This window comes from Streptomyces chryseus (assembly GCF_014650755.1).
Classification (GTDB): Bacteria; Actinomycetota; Actinomycetes; order Streptomycetales; family Streptomycetaceae; genus Streptomyces; species Streptomyces chryseus.
This window is the reverse complement of record NZ_BMVO01000001.1, coordinates 665,879-685,392: the sequence shown is the minus strand read 5'-3', so window position 1 is coordinate 685,392 and position 19,514 is coordinate 665,879. Positions and strand designations below refer to the sequence as shown.

The 19,514-nt window shown below is 72.8% G+C and carries 22 protein-coding genes; 11 read left to right on the top strand and 11 right to left on the bottom strand.

Annotation, left to right across the window (positions count from 1 at the left end; all coding sequences use genetic code 11):
* Positions 1 to 22 precede the first annotated feature (22 nt).
* A complete protein-coding gene (locus tag IE185_RS32950) occupies positions 23 to 169 on the top strand; it encodes a hypothetical protein (protein ID WP_229843326.1) in 147 nt (48 codons plus the stop codon).
* A 230-nt stretch (positions 170 to 399) separates the two neighbouring features.
* Here the strand turns inward: IE185_RS32950 and IE185_RS03185 are convergent, their stop codons facing one another.
* On the bottom strand, positions 400 to 999 hold the full coding sequence (locus IE185_RS03185) for a hypothetical protein (RefSeq protein WP_229843325.1): 600 nt from the start codon (positions 997 to 999) through the stop codon (positions 400 to 402).
* Between the two features lie 438 nt (positions 1,000 to 1,437).
* Here IE185_RS03185 and IE185_RS03180 point away from each other — a divergent pair, with 438 nt between their 5' ends.
* Positions 1,438 to 1,839 (top strand): DUF4234 domain-containing protein, encoded by a 402-nt coding sequence (locus IE185_RS03180; protein ID WP_229843324.1) that lies wholly within the window; start codon positions 1,438 to 1,440, stop codon positions 1,837 to 1,839.
* 145 nt (positions 1,840 to 1,984) lie between these two features.
* Positions 1,985 to 2,161 (top strand): hypothetical protein, encoded by a 177-nt coding sequence (locus IE185_RS03175; RefSeq protein WP_170198264.1) that lies wholly within the window; start codon positions 1,985 to 1,987, stop codon positions 2,159 to 2,161.
* Positions 2,162 to 2,198: 37 nt separating this feature from the next.
* Here the strand turns inward: IE185_RS03175 and IE185_RS03170 are convergent, their stop codons facing one another.
* The gene (locus IE185_RS03170; protein WP_170198263.1) at positions 2,199 to 2,375 is read right to left on the bottom strand and encodes a hypothetical protein; all 177 of its coding nucleotides are present in this window, start codon (positions 2,373 to 2,375) and stop codon (positions 2,199 to 2,201) included.
* A 122-nt stretch (positions 2,376 to 2,497) separates the two neighbouring features.
* Between IE185_RS03170 and IE185_RS03165 the strand changes: the two genes are divergently transcribed.
* From IE185_RS03165 to IE185_RS03155, 3 genes are all read left to right on the top strand, one after another.
* Positions 2,498 to 3,421 (top strand): MurR/RpiR family transcriptional regulator, encoded by a 924-nt coding sequence (locus tag IE185_RS03165; RefSeq protein ID WP_167519016.1) that lies wholly within the window; start codon positions 2,498 to 2,500, stop codon positions 3,419 to 3,421.
* Positions 3,422 to 3,751: 330 nt separating this feature from the next.
* Positions 3,752 to 4,156, top strand: coding sequence for a hypothetical protein (locus IE185_RS03160; protein ID WP_189714551.1), 405 nt, complete (start codon positions 3,752 to 3,754; stop codon positions 4,154 to 4,156).
* A 79-nt stretch (positions 4,157 to 4,235) separates the two neighbouring features.
* Complete coding sequence (locus IE185_RS03155; protein ID WP_138899052.1) at positions 4,236 to 4,481, top strand: DUF2277 domain-containing protein; 246 nt, start codon at positions 4,236 to 4,238, stop codon at positions 4,479 to 4,481.
* A 4-nt stretch (positions 4,482 to 4,485) separates the two neighbouring features.
* On the opposite strand, the gene IE185_RS03150 is transcribed toward IE185_RS03155, so the two are convergent.
* From IE185_RS03150 to IE185_RS03135, 4 genes are all read right to left on the bottom strand, one after another.
* Positions 4,486 to 5,136, bottom strand: a complete 651-nt coding sequence (locus tag IE185_RS03150) for a DedA family protein (protein ID WP_189714549.1) — start codon at positions 5,134 to 5,136, stop codon at positions 4,486 to 4,488.
* 244 nt (positions 5,137 to 5,380) lie between these two features.
* On the bottom strand, positions 5,381 to 7,288 hold the full coding sequence (locus tag IE185_RS03145) for an FAD/NAD(P)-binding protein (RefSeq protein ID WP_189714547.1): 1,908 nt from the start codon (positions 7,286 to 7,288) through the stop codon (positions 5,381 to 5,383).
* A 159-nt stretch (positions 7,289 to 7,447) separates the two neighbouring features.
* Complete coding sequence (locus IE185_RS03140) at positions 7,448 to 9,136, bottom strand: alkaline phosphatase D family protein (protein WP_138899122.1); 1,689 nt, start codon at positions 9,134 to 9,136, stop codon at positions 7,448 to 7,450.
* A gap of 89 nt (positions 9,137 to 9,225) precedes the next feature.
* Positions 9,226 to 9,882 (bottom strand): HNH endonuclease family protein, encoded by a 657-nt coding sequence (locus IE185_RS03135; protein ID WP_189714546.1) that lies wholly within the window; start codon positions 9,880 to 9,882, stop codon positions 9,226 to 9,228.
* Positions 9,883 to 10,105: 223 nt separating this feature from the next.
* Between IE185_RS03135 and IE185_RS03130 the strand changes: the two genes are divergently transcribed.
* Entirely contained in the window at positions 10,106 to 10,939 is an 834-nt protein-coding gene (locus IE185_RS03130) for an ABC transporter permease (protein WP_189714544.1), read from the top strand.
* A gap of 256 nt (positions 10,940 to 11,195) precedes the next feature.
* Positions 11,196 to 11,777: a TMEM165/GDT1 family protein gene (locus IE185_RS03125; protein ID WP_138897715.1), complete on the top strand. Its 582-nt coding sequence runs from the start codon at positions 11,196 to 11,198 to the stop codon at positions 11,775 to 11,777.
* 23 nt (positions 11,778 to 11,800) lie between these two features.
* Here IE185_RS03125 and IE185_RS03120 read toward each other — a convergent pair whose 3' ends face one another.
* On the bottom strand, positions 11,801 to 12,466 hold the full coding sequence (locus tag IE185_RS03120; RefSeq protein ID WP_138897714.1) for an HAD-IA family hydrolase: 666 nt from the start codon (positions 12,464 to 12,466) through the stop codon (positions 11,801 to 11,803).
* Between the two features lie 127 nt (positions 12,467 to 12,593).
* Positions 12,594 to 13,481 carry a peptidoglycan-binding domain-containing protein gene (locus IE185_RS03115; protein WP_229843323.1) on the bottom strand — a complete coding sequence of 296 codons (888 nt, stop codon included), beginning with the start codon at positions 13,479 to 13,481 and terminating at the stop codon, positions 12,594 to 12,596.
* A 272-nt stretch (positions 13,482 to 13,753) separates the two neighbouring features.
* On the opposite strand from IE185_RS03115, the gene IE185_RS03110 reads away from it, so the two are divergent.
* The gene (locus IE185_RS03110; protein ID WP_138897712.1) at positions 13,754 to 15,817 is read left to right on the top strand and encodes an MDR family MFS transporter; all 2,064 of its coding nucleotides are present in this window, start codon (positions 13,754 to 13,756) and stop codon (positions 15,815 to 15,817) included.
* Positions 15,818 to 15,854: 37 nt separating this feature from the next.
* Here IE185_RS03110 and IE185_RS03105 read toward each other — a convergent pair whose 3' ends face one another.
* Positions 15,855 to 16,331: a GNAT family N-acetyltransferase gene (locus tag IE185_RS03105; RefSeq protein ID WP_138897711.1), complete on the bottom strand. Its 477-nt coding sequence runs from the start codon at positions 16,329 to 16,331 to the stop codon at positions 15,855 to 15,857.
* A 99-nt stretch (positions 16,332 to 16,430) separates the two neighbouring features.
* Between IE185_RS03105 and IE185_RS03100 the strand changes: the two genes are divergently transcribed.
* Complete coding sequence (locus IE185_RS03100; protein WP_138897710.1) at positions 16,431 to 17,072, top strand: hypothetical protein; 642 nt, start codon at positions 16,431 to 16,433, stop codon at positions 17,070 to 17,072.
* Positions 17,072 to 17,641, top strand: a complete 570-nt coding sequence (locus IE185_RS03095) for a hypothetical protein (RefSeq protein ID WP_229843322.1) — start codon at positions 17,072 to 17,074, stop codon at positions 17,639 to 17,641. Before IE185_RS03100 ends, IE185_RS03095 begins: the two co-directional genes overlap by 1 nt.
* A gap of 24 nt (positions 17,642 to 17,665) precedes the next feature.
* Here IE185_RS03095 and IE185_RS03090 read toward each other — a convergent pair whose 3' ends face one another.
* Positions 17,666 to 18,001 carry an antibiotic biosynthesis monooxygenase family protein gene (locus tag IE185_RS03090; protein ID WP_138898565.1) on the bottom strand — a complete coding sequence of 112 codons (336 nt, stop codon included), beginning with the start codon at positions 17,999 to 18,001 and terminating at the stop codon, positions 17,666 to 17,668.
* On the bottom strand, positions 17,998 to 19,458 hold the full coding sequence (gene proP / locus IE185_RS03085) for a glycine betaine/L-proline transporter ProP (protein WP_138898564.1): 1,461 nt from the start codon (positions 19,456 to 19,458) through the stop codon (positions 17,998 to 18,000). The genes IE185_RS03090 and proP overlap by 4 nt, the downstream gene beginning before the upstream one ends.
* Positions 19,459 to 19,514: the final 56 nt, after the last annotated feature.

Sequence of the window (19,514 nt, the reverse complement as noted above, 5' to 3'; positions counted from 1 at the left end):
TGTCGTCGGAGCACCTCTGTCCATGGAGGATCTCACCGACGCGCAGCGCCTGGACCGGTTCGCCCTCAAGTACGCTCACGACAGTTGCCAGGTCACAGAGGTCCGGCGGGTTCCGCACGACAGCTTGAGTGGCTACGCCTGGTCCGTCCGCTTCACCGAGGGTTCTTGACGAGTTGATCACCGGGCAGCTCGCGAAGATGCCTGAGGGGACGAGCCCGGCCCGATGGACAGTCTTGGACTTCACCTGGCGGACGATGGTGTCCGACATCAACGCCGATGGTTACGTACGACCGGCGGCTTTCCACGGCCGCACGCCATGGGCGACCCGCGAGCTCTCCAGTGGCGTGTGCAAGGCCCCCGAGTTCGGGGGCCTTGAGGCGGTCAAGCAATGGACTTGGCTCAGTAGTTGCCGTTGGCGATGAGCTTGCCGTCCTTGCCGTGGACGCTGACGAGCCCGTTCTTCGAGTCCTTCCAGTCGGCGAAGGCTGAGGCGATGAGCTTGGCCTTGCCGTGGTCGGGGCTCATGAAGCCTCCGCTGAAGTCGGTGTGGATCTCAGCGGTGTCGAGGATGTCGTTCTGCTCGTCGGCACCTTGGACTTTGGTGACGTGCTTGACCGCTTGCTTCTCGCCTGCCAGCCCGCTCTTCGCGACGAACGCCTTGAACTGGTCGGCCTGGCTGAGTTTCCTGGGTACTGACTTCGGCTTCGGCTTCTCCGCAGGCTTCTCGTCGGCCTTCTCGGCCTTCTCGGTCGGCTCTCGGACCGGCTTCTTCAGCGGAGTGCTCGACTCGGCGGCCACGGCCTCGGAAGGCTTCCCGCCGTCGCTGCTGCTCCCACCGATGGCGAGGCCGATGACGACGACGAAGACGAAGAACGCGCCCACGACACCGCCGAGGACGATGAGGACCGTGGCTGCCGGATTACGTGCGGCCCAGCTCTTCCGCGGTGCTTGGGGCGGCTGGAAGGGCTGCTGCGGCGGGTAGGGGTACTGCTGGCTCATGCGGGTGGTCCCCTCGAACGGTCAACGGGTGGCTCTGTGGGGGGCCAGTGAATGTATCGGGTCGAGAGTGACCCGCGGGGGCGTTCCCGGCAATTCCCGCCCGGCTGCCTGATGTTCAAGGCGTGCACGGCGGTCAACGTCGAGCCCGAAGAGTGTCTGCGGCGACCGTCGGGGCGTCGTCCGGCGCTCGGCGACGATCCTCGTGTGCGGGCTGGTGTGCGTCGCGGCGCCGTCGCGGTGCTCTGGTCGCGCCGAGTGCGTCGCAGCCGGTGTTCGTCTCGGATCGAGGAGGGCGACACCGGCGGCCCAGATTCCCCTGCACCCCTCACGATCGAGCCGGCGTCACCGAGCCAGCTGACGTGCGTGTGGCGCGCGTGGTGCGGGTGGGCGTGTTGGACTGGAGAGGGGATGCGCTGGATGCATGGGAGGTGCGTCGTCGTGGCAGGTAGTGCCGGGAAGTACCGGAACATCTTTCTCGTCTGGCTGGTCTGGCCGCTGATCACGCTCGGGATCTACCACCTGGTCTGGTACTACAAGGTGAACCGCGAGGCCCGCGACTTCGATCAGCGGGTCGAGGTCAGTCCGGCGGGGGCCGTGCTGGCCATCACCGTGGGCTGGCTGGTGATCGTTCCGCCGTTCGTCTCCGTCTACAACACCGGTCAGCGCATCGCGCGGATGCAGAAGTCGGCCGGCATGCAGCCCACCTGCAATCCGTGGATCGGGCTCATTCTCATGATCGTCGCCGGCCTGTACTCGCTCTACTACCAGCACGAGCTGAACCAGGTCTGGGCCCACTACGAGAACCCGGCCGAGGGGGAGCAGGTGCCTCTCGCGGCATGAGCCGCCCGCCGGGGCTGTGCGCCCCCGGCCACCCGGGTCCGGCGGCCGTGCTCCGGCCCGTGGAGCGGTGCGCCTTCCGGCGGCGGTGCGCGGCGCGTGACCCTGGACCGGTCCGTACGACAGCCGAGACCAGGGGTGGGGAATCATGGCTCGTACGCAGTCCAGGTGCGGAGCGCAGACCGCGAAGGGAACCCGGTGCCGACGACTGGCGATGGTCGACGCGTCGCGGTGCGATCTGCACCGCGGCGACTGGTCCTCCTACACCGTGCAGAGGCGCAAGGACGCCGAACGCGCAGCCAAGGCGCGCAGGGGGCGCAAGTGACGCCTGCGGCCGCAGGGGGAGAGCGGCGCGGGCGTGGTCAGCGGGCCGGTGCGGCGGCTGTGCCGCAGGCGGCGCGCGTAGATTCCGGCAAGCTCCTCGCAGGGGGCGCTCCGTCCCACACCGTGTACGCACCGCCCTCCAGCACGGCGGCACGCGCGGCGGTCGCGGCGCGCGTGCCGTCGGTGAGCAGGCCCGCGAGCGCTTCGCGTTCCATGGGGGGCCTCCGCCCGCGATTCTGCGGCGCGGCGGCCCGGTGCCGCAAGCGCATCGGCCGAGGCCGCCCGCTCGGGGGGTGGGTTATGTTGAGCGTCAGTGGGACGAGAGGGAGGCACGCCGGTGCCATCAAGGCAGCAGGCACGGGCGCAGGCGTCCGCGATCACGCCGGGACGGCGGGCCCCGGAGGCGGAGGCGTCTCCCACGGACCGGGTACGGGCGCTCTTCGGCGGCCATCGGCTGTCCCCCGCGCAGCGGCGCATCGCCCAGTACATCGTCGACCACCTCACCGAGGCCGCGTTCCTGTCGATCACGGACCTGGCGGAGCGCGTCGGGGTCAGCCAGCCCTCGGTGACCCGGTTCGCGTCCTCGCTCGGCTTCAGCGGGTACCCGGCGCTCCGGGAGGCCCTGCAGCCCATCGCGCTCAGCTCGGTCGCCGTTTCCCCCGACGCGCGGGAGGAGGTCCGCCGCAACGAGCTGCAGGCGGCCGTCGACGCCGAGATCGAGAACCTGGAGAGTCTGCGCCGTACGCTCGCCGACCCCGGACGGGTCCTCGACGTCGGCCGGGAGCTGGCCCGTTCGGTGCCTCTGACGGTGCTCGGTCTGCGGATCTCGGTCTCCTTGGCGGAGTACTTCGCCTACGCGGCCCGGCGCATCCATCCCGACGTACGGCTGGTCACCCGCGGCGGCAGCGTCGCCTACGACGCGCTGCTCCAGTCGCGGGAGGCGGGCGGCACCTGGGTGGTGGCGTTCGCGATGCCCCGGCACGCCAACGAGACCCTGGCGGCGATGCAGGCGGCCCGCAGTACGGGTCTGCGCGTCGCCCTGATCACCGATCTCACGCTCGGCTCGCTCGTCGACGAGGCCGACGTGGCCCTCACGGCCGGCACCGGATCGCGGCTGGTCTTCGACTCCTACTCCGCGCCCGGCGTGCTGTCCGCCGCCGTGCTCCAGGCCATGGCCGACGCCGACCCGGTCCGTACGCAGTCGCGGCTCGAAGGGTACGAGCAGGTCGCGGAGCAGCACGACTTCTTCCTGGAGGACTGAGCCGCCCGGCGTCCGGCGCCCACGCCGACGGTTACGCAGCGCGGTCTTTCACACCACGCAGGGTATGAATTTTTTCATACCCTTGCGTACTCGGCGGTATATATGTTTACTGCGGGTGGCCGTCAGGGCCTCGCAGCATCACACAACTGGACATTCACGGACGGCGCACTCCTCCTCACGCCGCCCTCGGGTGTTCCACCGGGCACTCCGCTTTCCTCGGCGGAGGGCCCCCCCTTGGCGGTCCCGGTCTACCCCTGGGCCGGGACCGCCACATACGTACCGCGGCACCCCGCGATCAGAGCCCGTCCCCCACCCGCCGGAGCGACGACGATGTCCCCCACCCTCGCAACGATCAGCCCGGACTGGCCGTGTCAGGTCAAGGCCCCCGGCAGTCACGACTGGGAGCGCACCGCGGCCCGCTGGCTGAGGGACCTGCTGCCGGCCCGGTACGCCGGATACTCGACGCTCACCCGCCACCCCGTCCTCCTGGCCCGGCACGCGCAGCTCCAGGTCGAGCACGAGATCCGCGCGGTGCGGGTCGCGCTGCGGACCTGCCGGGCGGAACTGCCGACCATCGGCGTCTCCGAGACGGTCATCGAGGGCACCATCAAGATGTACGCCGCCGAGCTGGAGCAGCTCAACCGCCTCGCGCGCGCCGTCCGCCTCATCACCGAGGCGCTCCTCGGCGGCGGGGGCGGCGGGACCGGCGCCGGGCGGGGATGGCCCGGGCGCTGAAGGTCCGGGCGCCGAGGCCCCGCGTATTTCCGGCCCGACGGCCGTGCCAAGGGCGGGGTCGCGGAGTTACGGTCGAGTCATGTGCCGCAGCATCAAGACGCTCCGTCCGCCCGTCCTCCCCGAAGAGGCCACCTCCGAGGACATCCACGCGGCTGCCTTGCAGTACGTGCGCAAGGTCTCCGGCTTCCGGGCGCCCGCCGCCCACAACCGTGAGGTCTTCGACGAGGCCGTCGACGCGGTGGCCGAGGCGACCCGCAAGCTGCTCGCCGGGCTCGAAGTGCGAGGAGCGGGCGGAACCCGGACAGTGCGAGAAGCGGCCCGGTAGCGGGTTAGAGCGCCGCGGGAGCCTCGGCCGGCGCGGGTGCCGGGACCGGGCGGCGTACGAACAGGGCCGCCAGCGACCCCGCCGCGAACAGCGCCAGCAGTGAGACCGCCGCGCCCAGCCACGACGCGCCCAGCCACTGCCCGCCGAGGTAGCCGAGGCCCACGCTGTACCCGGCCCACGCCACACCGGCCAGGACGGACCAGGGCAGGAACTCCTTCACCTTGCGGTGCGCGGCCCCCGCGCCCAGGGAGACCACCGAGCGGCCCGCCGGAGCGAAGCGGGCGATGACGACGAGGATGCCGCCGCCCCGGCTGAGGGCGGTGCCGAGACGTTCCTGCGCGGTGGTCAGGCGGCGGGAGCGGGCGATGGCCCGGTCGAGACGTTCACCGCCGCGCCAGGCCAGCCGGTAGGCGACGAAGTCACCCAGTACGGAGGCGGTCGTCGCGCACGCCAGCAGCGCGAGGATGTCGGGCACCTGGTGGGCCACCTGGCCCGCCGTCGCGACGGTGGTGGTGCCCGCGGCGGCGGCCGTGGCGGCCGTGATCACCAGGACCCCGCTGGGGAGGACCGGCAGGAAGACGTCCATGACGACGCAGAACGCGACCACCGCGTAGATCCATGGGCTGCCGGTCAGCGCCCCCACACTTTCGAACAACGTGACTCCCCGGTTCGTAACAACGCCGCGACGTCGCAGGGGAGCGGCAGGGGCGGCTGTACAGCCATACAGCGTACGCCTGCCGCTGCGGCGGAGATCGCCGGGGGCGTGACGATGTTGGACATGTCACGTTCAATGCACCTACGGGAATACGGACGGGAACACCGCCGGGAGTACGGCCCGCGTCACCGCCGCGAACGTGCCGGGGATCCGCCCCGGAACGCGGGTCGTGCGGGTCGGCCGCTCAGCCCGGTGTCCGGTGCGCCGGGGGTGAGCTGAGGACCGCTGTCGTGCGCAGGGCCGTCGCCGCGCGCAGTGCCGCGCGCGCCACCGCGTCCGCGTCCGCCAGCGTCACCGAGTCCACGCCGGGCCGGGCGCCCGCCGCCGTCACCCAGTGCACGCCCTCCGTGGGCACCCCGAACGCGAACCGCCGCGGATGGGCCTGTCCCTGACGGTCGATCAGGCGGTACGGGCGGCGGGTGACGTCCAGGCCGCCCGTCTCGTACCCGTCGACCGTGTGCGGACGGCACTGGCCGGTCTTCAGCAGCCGGGCGAGGAGTTCGTCCGCCGTACGCCGCAGATCGGGCTCCGGCAGCCGGGCCTCGACGAGGGTCGTGGCCGTGACCTCCGAGCCGGGGACGTCGGGGGACCGGGCGACGAAGGCGCCGCCGGCCGTCTCCACCGTCGTGCGCGGGCCTATGACGTCCAGTACGCCCGCCTCGATCAGCGCCGTCATCTCCTCGATCCTGCGGCGCGGCGGGCCGATCGAGAGAAAGGCGTTCAGCGGCGTGTACCAGCGGTCGAGGTGGTCGCGGCGCGACGCGCCCGGCAGACCGGCGTGGTCCACGATCTGCCGCAGCTCGTTGCGCAGGTCCCGCAGTACGTCGAGGGCCGCCTTGCGGGGACCGGCGACATTGCCGAGCGCCGCGTGGGCCGCGTCGCGCCGCAGGTGGCGCAGCAGCCAGGCGCGGTGGTCCGCCGGGTCGCGGAAGGTGTGTCCGGTGTACGGCCGGGCGGTCAGGTCCCAGCACCAGCGCTCGTCGTGCGGTACGCCGAACTCGGCCAGCACCTGCGCCTCCTGGGCGCCGCCGTGCGCGGTGGCGAGGAAGCGCCCGCGGAAACCGGTGCCTCGCGCGGCGGCGCCGAGCAGCACCTCGTAGTAGACCGTCTCCACCTCCTTGGCGACCAGCGGCCATATCTCGGCCAGGAAGTCGGGCGGATCTCCGGCGTCCGCGCGGGAGCGGAAGGCCGCGATCACGCGCGGGGTGAGGAGCAGCGGCTCGTGCCTGCCGTACGGGCCCTTCGCGTTGTCGCCGCGCGCCTGGTGCGGTACGCCGCGCCGCGATCCCGCGTACAGGCGCGGCTCGCGGCCCGACGGGTGGTAGACGAGGCCGCCGCCGGCGGCGCGGGTGAAGGCGCCGCCGCGTCCCGCCGTGAGCAGCGCCATGTGGTCGAAGAAGTTGAGGCCCAGGCCGCGCAGCAGGACCGGTTCGCCGGGGGCGAGCGGGGACAGGTCGAGGTCGGCCGGGTTCGCCGGGGGCAGGTGGCGCAGGCCGTGGCGGGCGGCGTGCGCGGCGAGGTGCGACTGCGCGGGGTCCTCGTGCACCGGCAGATGCCCCTGGGCGAGGACGACCGCGCCCAGGCCGGTGAGCGTCTCGCCGTTGTCGAGGGTGAGGGTCTGGGCGCCGCCGGGGGCGTCCTGGAGGCGCACGGCGCGCGCCGCGTGCACCCGCACGGTGACCGACTCCGGGGCCCCGCGCACCACTTGGCCGAAGACCCACTCCAGGTAGCGGCCGTAGCGGGCGCGGGTCGGGTAGTCGTCGGGGCCGAGCGCCGCCTCGCCGGGCGGGGTCCCGCCGCTTCGGGAGGCGGCCCATTCGTACAGGCTCGGCCCCGTCCGTATCGGGCCCTCGCAGGCGACGCTCGGGTCGGTGAAGAGCGTGACCTGGGAGGCGACCGTGTTCATCAGCAGTTCGGCGGACTGCCCGGTGCGCCAGACCTGGCCCGCTCCCGGCGGCGCCGGGTCGACGACGTGCACGGTCAGCCGGGTGTCCGGGGCCAGCGCGGGCACCGAGGCGCAGAGCCGTTCGAGCACGCTGGTGCCGCGGGGACCGGCGCCCACGACGGCTAGGGCTTGGTGCACTGCGGACAAAGCGGTGACTCCCGGGGCGAGCGTGGTGGGGGGCGCTGGAAGCGGAGGGTCCGCATCATCATGCCGGTGGAGTGCGACAAGTCGTAGCCCTGTCGCGCAGGATCCCCGCCGCTGTGGGAAGGATCACGGGACGGCGGGGGATCCGGCCTCGCGGTTCCCTCACCGGCGGGCCGCCCGGGTCGTGTCCGCTTCGGTCAGTTCCCTCTCCAGCACGGTCGTGAGGCCCGTGCCGCCGCCCTTCCGCGCCCGCGCCTGGTCCAGGCGCAGCACCGCCGACCGGCCGCGCAGTGACAAGGACATCAGTTGGTTGCCGAACCACGGCCCGGACGTCTTGCGCCAGCCGATGCGCGGCTCGTCGGCCCGCCCGTGCCGGGCCAGGAAGCGGCCGAGGCGGCGGCCCGTACCGCTCCACCCGAAGCGGAAGCCGAGCCGTATCGAGGCGGGAATGCTGTTGTGCACCGGGGAGCAGGTCAGCTGGAGCACCCGCGCCGCCGGGCCGCCGCCGCCGTGCCAGTCCGGTTCGGCGACGTACGCGTGGTGCACGTCGCCGGACAGGACGCAGACCGTCGCCGGCGCCGACGGGCCCGAGCCCGCCTCCGCGATCAGGTCCGTGAGCTGCTCGAAGGACGACGGGAACGCCGCCCAGTGCTCCAGGTCGGATCTGCGGCGCAGGTCCTCGCCGAAGCGCGCCCAGCGCCCGCCGGGCCCGCCCCGCTCGCCCCGGCACAGCGCCGCGTTCCAGCCCTCCGCGTCGTGGATCAGCGGCGGCAGCAGCCACGGCAGCGAGGTGCCGATCAGCAGGTGGTCGTACGACCCCGGGCCATCCAGCGCCTGGTCGCGCAGCCACCGCGCCTCGGCGTCGTCGAGCATCGCGCGCCGGTCCTCCTCCAGGACCCGGGCCGCCCGGGTGTCGACCATGAGCAGCCGCACCCGCCCGAAGTCGCGCCGGTAGCTCCAGCGCACGCGGGCCGGGTCGCTGTCGGCCCGCGCCGCGAACGCGCGCAGGCTGTCCGTGCCGTCGGGATCCGCCCGTACGGCCGCGAACAGCTCGTCCGCCGCGAGCTCGGCGGGTGTGAGGTTGCCCAGGTGCTGGTAGACCCAGTACGACATCAGGCCGCTGAGGATCCGCTCCCGCCACCAGGGTGTCGCCCGCATCTGCGCCACCCACGACGCGCTGGTGTTCCAGTCGTCTATCACGTCGTGGTCGTCGAAGATCATGCAGCTGGGGACGGTGGAGAGCAGCCAGCGTATGTGCGGGTCGAGCCAGGACTCGTAGTACAGCCGGGTGTACTCCTCGTAGTCCGCGACCTCGGCGCCCGGCGGCTCGCGCAGATCGCGCCGCGCGGCCAGCCACTCGCGCGTGGCCTGCGAGGTCTCGTCGGCGTACACCTGGTCGCCGAGCAGCAGCAGGACGTCGGGCCGCTTCGCCGAGGGGTCGGCCGCGAGGCCCGCCGCGAGCGTGTCCAGGGCGTCCGGGCCCACGGGGTCGTGCTCGCCCTCGGCGGGGGCGGCCCACCGGCAGGAGCCGAAGGAGACGCGCACCTCCTCGTCCGGTCCGGCGGGGGTGCGGATGGTGCTCGGCGGGAAGCCGGAGCCCTCCAGGGGCCACACCCGCCGCCCGTCGAGCAGTACCTCGTACGCCGTCTCCGAGCCGGGGCGCAGCCCGGTCACGGTGACCAGCGCGTAGTGGTGCCCGGCGATCTGGAACGTACGGGACGAACCGCCCGCACCGTCGTCGCACCGCACCTCCGCCGTACAGGGCCGGTCCGCCTCGATCCAGACGGTCGCGGTGTCACCGGCCTCCCGGTCGACGTACCGCAGCAGTGGTCCCAGCCGAAGCCCGGCCATAAGTCGTCCTCCTCAGTCGCCCCGTAGGGTACGGAACGACGGAGGCGGACGGGTAGGTTCCTGCGGTCCCGGTTCGGTTCCGGTCCAGGTCAGCAGTTGTTGAGCACGCCCTGGAGCGCGCTCTTCTCGGCGGAGTCCACGGTCAGGTTCCAGTGGTGCTTCACGTGCACCCACATCCGGGCGTACGTGCAGCGGTAGGCGGTGCGCGACGGCATCCACTCCGCCGGGTCCAGGTCGCTCTTGGCCTGGTTCACGTTGTCGGTGACCGCGATGAGCTGCGGGCGGGAGAGGTCGTTGGCGAACGCCTGCCGCTGGGAGGTCGTCCAGCCGCTCGCCCCCGAGCGCCATGCCTCGGCGAGCGCCACGACGTGGTCGATGTCGAGGTCGGAGGCAGCCGTCCAGGTGGCGCCGTCGTACTCGGAGTACCAGCTTCCGCTGACGGCGGCGCAGGCGGAGTCCTGCTGGACGTTCGTGCCGTCGCGCTTGAGGACGACCTCGCGCGTGTTGCACGCGCCCGACTGGGTGATCCAGTGCGGGAACTTGTCGCGGCTGTACCCGGTGGACGAACCCTCGGCGCGTTCGGTCAGCTGGCCGAGGTACGTGCGGGCGGTGGCGGCGCTCACGGGGGTGGGCGGGGCCGCCTGGGCGGTGGGGGCGGTGAGCAGCACGCTCGTACCGGCGAGGACGGCGGACGCGGCGGCGACGGCTATTCGGCGCCCTGCTCGACGCGCGTAGACACCTGACATGCGAACTCCCTTTGTTGTGGGGGGACCGACCGGGGACCGGGGCCGGGGCGGGCACGCGGACGGGGTGGAACCGCGCCGGTGCCGCCCGTCGCCGGGCTCGGTCAGCTTGGCGGCGCCGGGTTTCCGGGGGATGGGCGCCAGGTAACAGCGTGACGACATGAGCACGTCACATCAAGACTTCTGACGTTCCGACACCGTTCCTCCACGGTCCTAGAGTTGAGTGGTGCCCGCACCGCCCGCGACACCCCTCGCCGCCGACGCCCAGGTCCTGCTGCCCGTCGGCGGCACGCTCGCAGCGGTGCTCGCCGTACTGCTCGCGGTGGCGGTCACGGTCGTCGCGTGCGCGCGGCTGTCCGACGACGGGTCCCGCGGCCGGGGCCGGGCGGTCGCCGCCGCCGGGGTGCGGGCCGCCGTCCAGCTCCTCGCCGTCTCGCTCCTGATCGGCTGGGTCGTACGCTCCGGATGGCTGCTGCTCGCGTTCCTCGCCCTGATGTACGCCGTCGCCGTACGCACCGCCGGACGCCGCGTCACCCCCAACGCCACCTGGTGGTGGGCCGCCGTGCCGATCGCCGCCGGGGTCTTCCCGGTCGTCGCCGCGCTCCTGCTCACCGGGCTGGTGCCGGCCGACGGCATCGCGCTCGTCCCCGTCACCGGCATCCTCATCGGCGGCGCGCTCACCGCGACGGTGCTGGGCGGGCGGCGGGCGCTCGACGAGCTCGCGGTGCGGCGCGGGGAGGTGGAGGCGGGCATGGCGCTCGGCCTGCCGGACCGCGACGCCAGGCTGGAGGTCGCGCGCCCCGCCGCCTCGGACGCGCTGCTGCCCGGTCTCGACCAGACCAGGACGGTGGGCCTGGTCACGCTGCCGGGCGCCTTCGTGGGGATGCTGCTGGGCGGCGCGTCGCCGCTGCTCGCCGGGGTGGTGCAGCTGTTCGTCCTGGTCGCGCTGCTCGCGGTGCAGGCGGTCGCGGTCGCGGCGGTGCTGGAACTGGTGGCGCGGGGGCGGCTGCACCGCGACGCGCCGGACGGGGCGCGGGAGCGGCGGGACCAAGGGCCCTGACCGGCCCGGAACCCGGTCGCGTACCCTGTTCGGAGCAGAAGGGGAGTAGCTCTTCGCCGGACCGTCGACATACTGCTGAGCACGCCTCAGCCGGCGCCCGGAGGCGGACATGGGTCCCATGGGACTCACGGCCGCCAGCGAGACCTTCGGCCGCAGTGTTGTTGTCTTCTACGACGCTGCCGTGCCGAAGCGACCCCTGATTCACGCAGGCTTCTCTCGGTGCGCGCAGCCCGACCGATTGAGGAACCCACCTCCCGTGATCAGTTTCACCGTCATGGCGATCACCTTCGGCACCGTCTTCCTCGCCGAACTCCCGGACAAGACCGCCCTCGCCGGGCTCATGCTCGGCACCCGCTACCGCGCGTCGTACGTCTTCGCGGGCGTCGCCGCCGCCTTCGCCGTGCACGTGGCCCTCGCCATCGCGGCGGGCAGCGTACTGACCCTGCTGCCGCACCGGCTGGTGCAGGCGGTCGTGGGTGTGCTCTTCCTCGCGGGCGCGCTGGTGCTGCTCTTCAAGAAGGACGACGGCGAGGAAGAGGTGAAGGCCCCCGCCGACCAGTCGTTCTGGAAGGTCTCGGGGGCAGGCTTCATGCTCATCCTCGTCGCGGAGTTCGGCGACCTCACGCAGATCATGACGGCCACCCTCGCGGCCCGCTACGACAACCCGGTGTCCGTGGGCGTCGGCGCGGTGCTGGCCCTGTGGGCCGTCGCGGCCATCGGCATCGTGGGCGGCCGCACGCTCATGAGGTACGTACCCCTGGCCCTGATCACGAAGGTGGCGGCGGCGCTGATGCTGGCCCTCGCGGCGTTCAGCCTGTACGAGGCGGCCGTCGGCTGACGGGCGCGGCCCGCGGGCGGGCGTCAGGCGGTGACGCGCAGGTTCAGCGTCCCGTCGGCGAGAGGCTCGATCCGTATCCGCGTGAGGTCGTCCACGTGCACCGTCGGGTGGTGGGCGGCCGCGCGCGGCCCCACGCCCACCACGCGCATGCCGGCTGCCAGGCCCGCCGTGATGCCCGCCTCGGAGTCCTCGAACACGACGCAGTCGGCCGGCGCGTGACCGAGTTCCGCCGCGCCCTTCAGGAAGCCCTCGGGGTCCGGCTTGCTCGCGCTCACCAGCTCGGCGGTGACCCGGGTGGCCGGCATCGGCAGCCCGGCGGCCGTCATGCGGGCCTGTGCCAGCGCCTCGTCGGCCGAGGTCACCAGGGCATGCGGGAGGCCGGACAGGGCGGCCATGAAGGCGGGTGCGCCCGGGACCGGTACGACGCCGTCCACGTCGGCGGTCTCCTGGGCGAGGAGCTCGCGGTTGTCGGCGTGGTTCCGCTCGACGGGACGGTCCGGCAGGAGTACGGCCATGGTGGCGTACCCCTGGCGGCCGTGCACGACCTTGAGGGCCGCTTCCGGGTCCAGGCCGTGCGCCTCGGCCCAGCGGCGCCAGACGCGCTCCACGACGGCGTCGGAGTTGACCAGCGTGCCGTCCATGTCCAGGAGGAGCGCGCGGGCGTTCAGAGCGGTGTCGGTGGCCGGCATCGGCGTACTCCAGAGAGCGGAAGAACAAGACAAGCGGCCCCGCCCGCCGGTCAGGGAAAACGGGCGGAGGCCACTTTGTTTCTCCACGATACAAAAAAGTGGGGGCTCGGCGCCACTCCGGCTCTTCTCAGGGCTCCCGCGTCTCCGCCTCCAGGGCGCGACGGGTGTGCGGACCGTACGTGCCGGCGGGGTCGCCCTCGATGCCCCGGGACGCCTGGTACGCGGCCACGGCCCGCTCCAGCCGGTCGTTGTACCGGCCGTTGTCCGGGCCGTCGTAGTACCGCGCCTGCGCCAGCCTGTCCTGGAGCTCCGAGACCTCCGGCCCCCGGTCGCCCCTGCTCAGCACCGCGCCGGAGGGCTCCGTGGCCCCCTCCCGCGCATCGCTGGGCTGCGCCGCCGGCGGCGCCGGCGCCGAAGCCGCCGCGTCCGGCTCCGGGCCGGCGAGTGCGCCGTCCGGCGCGTCGGCGGAACCCGACGCCGTCGCGACCGCCGGCGCGACGCCCGACGCGGTGGCCGACGCCACGGCGACCGAGGCCGAGGAACCCGGGGAACCCGGTGAAGGGGACGCGCCCGCCGACGGCGTCCGCGTCGCGGAGGTTTCCGACGCCCGGGGGGACTCCGCCGTCGCCGGCGCGCTGGTCGGCACGTCCGGCAGCGCGAACTCCTGCTCCTCGCTCCCGGAGAACAGCCCGCCCGCGAACCCCGCGACGCCCACGACCGCGACGACGGCCGCGCCCGCCGCGAGCCACAGCGCCGGGCCCTTGCCACGCCGCTCCCGGCGGCGCGCGGAACGCTCCGTACGGGAGCCGACCTCGTACAGGTCGTCCGTGGCACCCGCGCCACCGGTGTACGGCGCCGGGTCCGCGTCGCCGTCGTAGGGGTCCGTGTACTCCTGCCGCGCGCCGGGATCCGCCGCGCCCGGCACCTCCAGCGGCATCGTGAGGGCCAAAGCGCCGTCATGGCCGGGCGCGGGATGCGCCGCGGCGCCGTACGCCTGCGGCTGCCCGTGCCTCACGTACGGACGGATCCGCAGCGGGTGGAACTCCTCCGCCGCCCGCTCGGCACACCCGCACCCGGGTCTGCCGTCCTCGGACGCGGCACCCCGGTCCGTACCGCACTCAGGACATGTGTGTCCGTTCACCGTGGGTCCCCTCCCTCGAACTGCCAGCGATTATGCAGACCGGCGGACGGGAAGCCCAGCGCGGTCCCGGCCTCGGCAGGCCATATCGGCCCACAACGATCAGGATGGAAGGGTGCACGACTCCCAGGGGACCCGAGGAGTAGTCCATGGCCCAGCAAGCGAGCGGCGCTCCCGCCGCGAAGCCGGTGGCCGGACCCGGCACCGGACCGGGCGACAGCCGGCGGACCGTTCTCGTAGCCATCGGAGCGCTGCTGCTCGGCATGCTGCTCGCCGCGCTCGACCAGACCATCGTCTCCACCGCCCTGCCGACGATCGTCAGCGAACTCGGCGGCATGGAGCACCTGTCGTGGGTCGTCACGGCGTACATGCTCGCGGCGACGGCGGCCACCCCGCTGTGGGGCAAGCTCGGTGACCAGTACGGCCGCAAGAAGCTCTTCCAGGTCGCGATCGTCATCTTCCTGATCGGCTCCGCGCTGTGCGGCGTCGCGCAGGACATGTCGCAGCTCATCGGCTTCCGCGCGGTCCAGGGACTGGGCGGCGGCGGCCTCATGGTGCTGTCCATGGCGATCGTCGGCGACCTTGTGCCGCCGCGTGAACGGGGCAGGTACCAGGGCCTGTTCGGCGCGGTCTTCGGCGCCACGAGCGTCCTCGGACCCCTCCTCGGCGGTCTCTTCACCGAACACCTCAGCTGGCGCTGGGTCTTCTACATCAACCTGCCGATCGGCGTCGTCGCCCTTCTTGTGATCGCCGCCGTACTGCACATCCCGGCCGGCACCTCCCGCCACACCATCGACTACCTCGGCACCGCCCTCATCGCCTCCGTCGCCGTCTGCCTCGTCCTCGTCGCCTCCCTCGGCGGCACCACCTGGGCGTGGGGCTCGGCGCAGATCGTCGGGCTCGCGGTCCTCGGGGCCGTCCTGCTCGTGTGGTTCGTCCTCGTGGAGCGCAAGGCCGCCGAACCGGTCCTGCCGCTGAAGCTGTTCAGACTGCGGACGTTCACCCTCGTCGCCGTGATCAGCTTCGTCGTCGGCTTCGCGATGTTCGGCGCGATGACCTACCTGCCGACGTTCCTCCAGGTCGTGCAGGGCGTCACCCCCACCATGTCCGGTGTGCACATGCTGCCGATGGTGCTCGGCATGCTGATCACCTCGACGGCCTCCGGCCAGATCGTCAGCCGTACGGGCCGCTGGAAGGTCTTCCCGATCGCCGGTACGGGCATCACCGCCCTGGGCCTGCTCCTGCTGCACCAGCTGACCGAGACCACCGGCACCTGGGAGATGAGCGCGTTCTTCTTCGTCTTCGGCGCCGGACTCGGCCTGGTCATGCAGGTGCTGGTGCTCGTCGCGCAGAACGCCGTCCGGTACGAGGACCTCGGCGTGGCCACCTCCGGCGCGACCTTCTTCCGCTCCATCGGGGCGTCGTTCGGCGTCGCGGTCTTCGGCACCGTCTTCACCAACCGGCTGATGGACAAACTCGACAGCGCCTTCGCGGGGCAGTCACTGCCGCCCGGCACCGGCCCCGACCAGGTGGCGGCCGACCCGAGGGCCATCGCCCTCCTGCCGCCCGGCCTGCGCCCGCCGGTGCTGCACGCGTACTCCACGTCGATCACGGACGTCTTCCTCTACGCCTCGCCCGTCGTCCTCATCGCCTTCGTGATCGCCTGGTTCCTCAAGGAGGACAGGCTGCGCAAGTCGGTGACGGCGCCCGACGCCGGTCAGACGCTGGCGTCCAACCCGGTCGAGCGTTCCTCGTACGACGAATGCGTCCGCGCCCTGTCGGTGCTCGCCACCCGCGAGGGGCGCCGCCACATCTACGAGAAGATCACCGTGAAGGCGGGGTACGACCTGCTGCCCGCCGCGAGTTGGCTGCTGCTGCGCATCAACCGTGCGGGCGCCGTCGAACCCGCCCGGCTCGCCGACGTCACGCCGGTGCCGCTGCGGGTCGTGACCGACGCCTCCCGGCAGGTCGAGGAGCGTGGGCTCGCCGTGCGCTACGGCCTGCAACTGGTGCTGACGGACAAGGGGCGACAGGCCGCGGTGAAGCTCAACAAGGCCCGGGAGGAGTCCCTGGCCGAGCTGCTGGGCGACTGGTGGGGGCCGGACCGGCCGACCGATCTGATCACACTGGTCGAGGAGTTGAGCGCCGAGGTGGGCGGCTCCGACGAGGACCGGCCGCACACCCGGGCGCCCACACCCGACCACCACCTGTGAACGCGGGCGCCCCGCACGGGCGTCCCGGCCGGGCGCCTCACAGCGCCTTGGCGAACCAGTGCTCGGCGTACGGGCCCCGGTTGAACGCCGGGACCTCCTCGTACCCGTGCCGGGCGTACAGCGCGCGGGCCTCCACCAGGTCGTCGCGGGTGTCCAGCCGCACGCGCCCGACGCCCAGTTCGCGGGCCGCCGTCTCCACCGCGGCCAGCAGCAGCGCGCCGCCGCCGGTGCCCCGGAAGGCGGGGCGCACGTACACCCGCGTCAGTTCGGCGGTGCCGGGATCGACCACCCGCAGTCCGGCGCAGGCCGCCGCCGCGCCGTCGTACCGGCCGACGACGAACTCGCCCGTGGGCCGCGCGAGGCGCTCGACGCCGTCGTCGGTCAGCCCCTCGTCGATCTCCCGCTCCGTGGCCGGGCGTCCCCAGTAACGGCTGGCCACCTCGTCGTAGTAGGCGCGGCGCAGGGCCGTCGACTCGGGGGTGTCGTAGCCCTCGGGGATCACGTGCCAGGTCATGGTCATGTCCTTACCGGAGCCCGCGGCCGTTTGGCCAGCGGATTACGGGCAACCCGCTGCGTACAGACCGTTGACAGACCGAGAACCGGGAAGGCAGACATGTCCACAGTGTGGATCATCGCCCTGATAGCGGTGGTCGTCGTTCTCCTCGTCGCAGTCCTTCTCGTCGCCCGGCGGCGCACGGGCGGTGGCGGGCACGGGCTGAAGAGGCGGTTCGGTCCCGAATACGACAGGGTCGTCGCCCGCCACGACGGCGACACGAAAGCCGCCGAGCGCGAGCTCGAAGAGCGCGTGAAGCGGCACGGGTCGATCGAGACGCGGCCGCTGCCCCCCGAGATCCGCGAGCAGTACGTCGCCCGCTGGGCGGCCGTCCAGGAGCAGTTCGTCGACTCCCCGCGGCGCGCCGTCGCCGAGGCCGACCGGCTGCTGGCGCGGCTCGCGGCCGACCGGGGCTTCCCGGCGGACGGGCAGTACGAGGAGCAGGTCTCCGCGCTGTCCGTGCACCACGCCGACACGGTGCAGGGTTACCGCAGGGTGCACCGCGCGGCGCACACCGACAGCAGCACGGAGCAGATGCGCGAGGCCATGCTCGACGCGCGTGAGCTCTTCGAGACGCTCGTCACCGCCAAGCCGGCGGACAGTGGCGGGCACCGCCCGCAGCGCGCGGACGACCGCCGCGGCCGTTCGCACACCCCGTGGTCGCTGGGCAAGGGCCACCACCCGAAGGGCAGTGGTGCCTGATGACGTACGACGCCGATCCGAACCCCAAGAACCAGCAGCGACCGCCGGTCGCCGCGCCCGCGGGCGACACCCGGAAGCCGACGGGTCCCGGCCCGCTCCCCGGCGCCGGAACCGGGCCCCTGCCCCCTGCCGGGCCGGCCCCGGCGGCCCCGCCGCCGGCGGGACCGTCCGCCACCGCTCACGCGCGGTCCGCGCGATCCCTCGCCACCGACCACGCCGACGCTTCGGGGACCGCCCGAACCGGCGCCGGCGGCACCGGTCACGCGGACCCGGCCGCCGGGACGGCGGAGTCCGCCGAGGCTTCGCTCTTCCCGCAGGGTGAGCGCGACAAGCTTGCGCTCCGTCTCCAGCAGGCCGTCAACACCTTCGTGGACGGCCCCCGGCGCGCGGTCGAGGAGGCCGACGGCGTCTTCGAGGAGGCGTCCCGGCGCCTGACCGAAGCCGTGGCCGAACGGCGCGGCTCCCTCCGCTCGGCCTGGGCGGGCAAGGACCGCGAGGCCGAGACGGAGGAACTGCGGGTGGCTCTGCGCACGTACCGCGAGGTGACGGAGCGCCTGTTGCGGATGTGACGCGCGAACCGTGCGAGGGGAAGGTCAGCCGCTCTTCGGACCGGCCTGCTGGACCACCTCGAACGACCACAGTGTGGAGCCGGAGGCGGCGGGCCTGGGACGCTCGCCGCCTTCACCCGCGCCCGGGCCGCCCTGGTGGGCGGCCTTCATCGGCCCCTCCATCCAGGCCTGGAACGACGCCTCGTCGGCCCACCGGGTGTAGACGAGGTACTGGTCGGTGCCCTCGACGGGGCGCAGCAGTTCGAACCACTCGAAGCCGTCGGAGTTCTCCACGGAACCGGCCCGCGCCGAGAACCGCTTCTCCAGTACCTCGCGCTGCTCGGCGGGGACGGTCAGCACATTGATCTTCACGATGCTCATGCGCCCATCCTGCCGCACGGGTCCGGCGAACCGTACGAAGCCCGCAGTTCCCGGGCCTCCTCCTCCGTCGACACCGACGGCGGGGAGCCCGGCAGGGGCCTGCGGGCGCTCTCCGTCATGAAGAAGACCGCGACGCCGCCGACGACGGCCGCGGCCATCATGTAGTAGGCGGGCATCATCAGGTCGCCGGTCGCGCCGATCAGCGCGGTGACGACCAGCGGCGTCGTGCCGCCGAAGAGCGATACGGAGATGTTGAAGCCGATCGACAGCGAGCCGTAGCGCACCCGGGTCGGGAAGAGCGCGGGCAGCGCGGACGGCATCGACGCGGTGAAGCAGACCAGCAGCAGGCCGAGCGCCCCCATGCCCAGCGCCACGGCGAGCAGAGAGCCCTGACGGATCAGCAGCAGCGCCGGGACGGACAGCGCCAGGAATCCGGCGCAGCCGGCGGCGATGACCGGGCGGCGGCCGACGCGGTCGGTGAGCCGGCCCATGAAGAGCTGCGCGCACATCATCAGCGCCATCACGCCGAGGACGACGAGAAGGCCGTGCGTGGCGTCGTACTCCAACTGCTCGGTGAGGTAGGTCGGCATGTAGGACAGGAGCATGTAGTCGGTGACGTTGAAGACGAGCACCAGGGCGACGCACAGCAGCATCGCCCGCCACTGCCCGACCACCATGTCCTTCAGTCCGGCCTTCTTCTTGCGGGCCGCCTGGTCCGCGCGTGCTTCCTTCTCCAACTGGGCGAAGGCGGGGGTCTCTTCGAGGCGCAGGCGCAGGTAGAGCCCGACCAGGCCCATCGGGCCCGCGATCAGGAACGGCACCCGCCAGCCCCAGGAGAGCAGGTCGTCGGCGCTGAGCAGGGCGGTCATCAGGGTGACCAGGCCCGCGCCGCCGATGTAGCCGGCCAGGGTGCCGAACTCCAGGAAGCTGCCGAAGAAGCCGCGGCGCCTGTCGGGGGAGTACTCCGCGATGAAGGTGGAGGCGCCGCCGTACTCGCCGCCGGTCGAGAAGCCCTGGACCAGGCGGGCCAGGAACAGGAGCGCGGGCGCCCAGAGGCCGATCGACGCGTACGACGGGATCAGGCCGATCGCGAAGGTGCCCGCGGCCATCATGATCATGGTGATCGCGAGGACCTTCTGCCGGCCGACGCGGTCGCCGAGCGGACCGAAGACCATGCCGCCGACGGGCCGTACCAGGAAGGCGGCGGCGAACGCCCCGAACGTCGAAAGCAACTGCGCGGTGGGGTCGCCGGAGGGGAAGAAGACCTTGCCGAGCGTCACCGCGAGGTAGCTGTAGACGCCGAAGTCGAACCACTCCATGGCGTTGCCCAGGGCGGCGGCCTTCACCGCCCGCCTGACCGTCCTGGGGTCGGTGACGGTGATCTCGGCGGCGCGGTCCGGCCCGGCGCCCTCGGCGGCCGTCCGGTGGTGGGGGTCAACGGGTATGGAGGTCGGCACGAATCTGCCCGCCTGCGCTTTCTCTGAGGGACGACATGGCAAACGCGACCATAGGG

Coding starts and splice junctions, on each gene's coding strand:
- IE185_RS03090 (WP_138898565.1), bottom strand. CDS start 18,001: ATGAGCATCGTGAAGATCAATGTGCTGACCGTCCCCGCCGAGCAGCGC.
- IE185_RS03160 (WP_189714551.1), top strand. CDS start 3,752: ATGTCCCCCACCCTCGCAACGATCAGCCCGGACTGGCCGTGTCAGGTC.
- IE185_RS03095 (WP_229843322.1), top strand. CDS start 17,072: ATGACGTACGACGCCGATCCGAACCCCAAGAACCAGCAGCGACCGCCG.
- IE185_RS03185 (WP_229843325.1), bottom strand. CDS start 999: ATGAGCCAGCAGTACCCCTACCCGCCGCAGCAGCCCTTCCAGCCGCCC.
- IE185_RS32950 (WP_229843326.1), top strand. CDS start 23: ATGGAGGATCTCACCGACGCGCAGCGCCTGGACCGGTTCGCCCTCAAG.
- IE185_RS03140 (WP_138899122.1), bottom strand. CDS start 9,136: ATGGCCGGGCTTCGGCTGGGACCACTGCTGCGGTACGTCGACCGGGAG.
- IE185_RS03120 (WP_138897714.1), bottom strand. CDS start 12,466: ATGCCGGCCACCGACACCGCTCTGAACGCCCGCGCGCTCCTCCTGGAC.
- IE185_RS03155 (WP_138899052.1), top strand. CDS start 4,236: ATGTGCCGCAGCATCAAGACGCTCCGTCCGCCCGTCCTCCCCGAAGAG.
- IE185_RS03175 (WP_170198264.1), top strand. CDS start 1,985: ATGGCTCGTACGCAGTCCAGGTGCGGAGCGCAGACCGCGAAGGGAACC.
- IE185_RS03170 (WP_170198263.1), bottom strand. CDS start 2,375: ATGGAACGCGAAGCGCTCGCGGGCCTGCTCACCGACGGCACGCGCGCC.
- IE185_RS03105 (WP_138897711.1), bottom strand. CDS start 16,331: ATGACCTGGCACGTGATCCCCGAGGGCTACGACACCCCCGAGTCGACG.
- IE185_RS03110 (WP_138897712.1), top strand. CDS start 13,754: ATGGCCCAGCAAGCGAGCGGCGCTCCCGCCGCGAAGCCGGTGGCCGGA.
- IE185_RS03135 (WP_189714546.1), bottom strand. CDS start 9,882: ATGTCAGGTGTCTACGCGCGTCGAGCAGGGCGCCGAATAGCCGTCGCC.
- IE185_RS03100 (WP_138897710.1), top strand. CDS start 16,431: ATGTCCACAGTGTGGATCATCGCCCTGATAGCGGTGGTCGTCGTTCTC.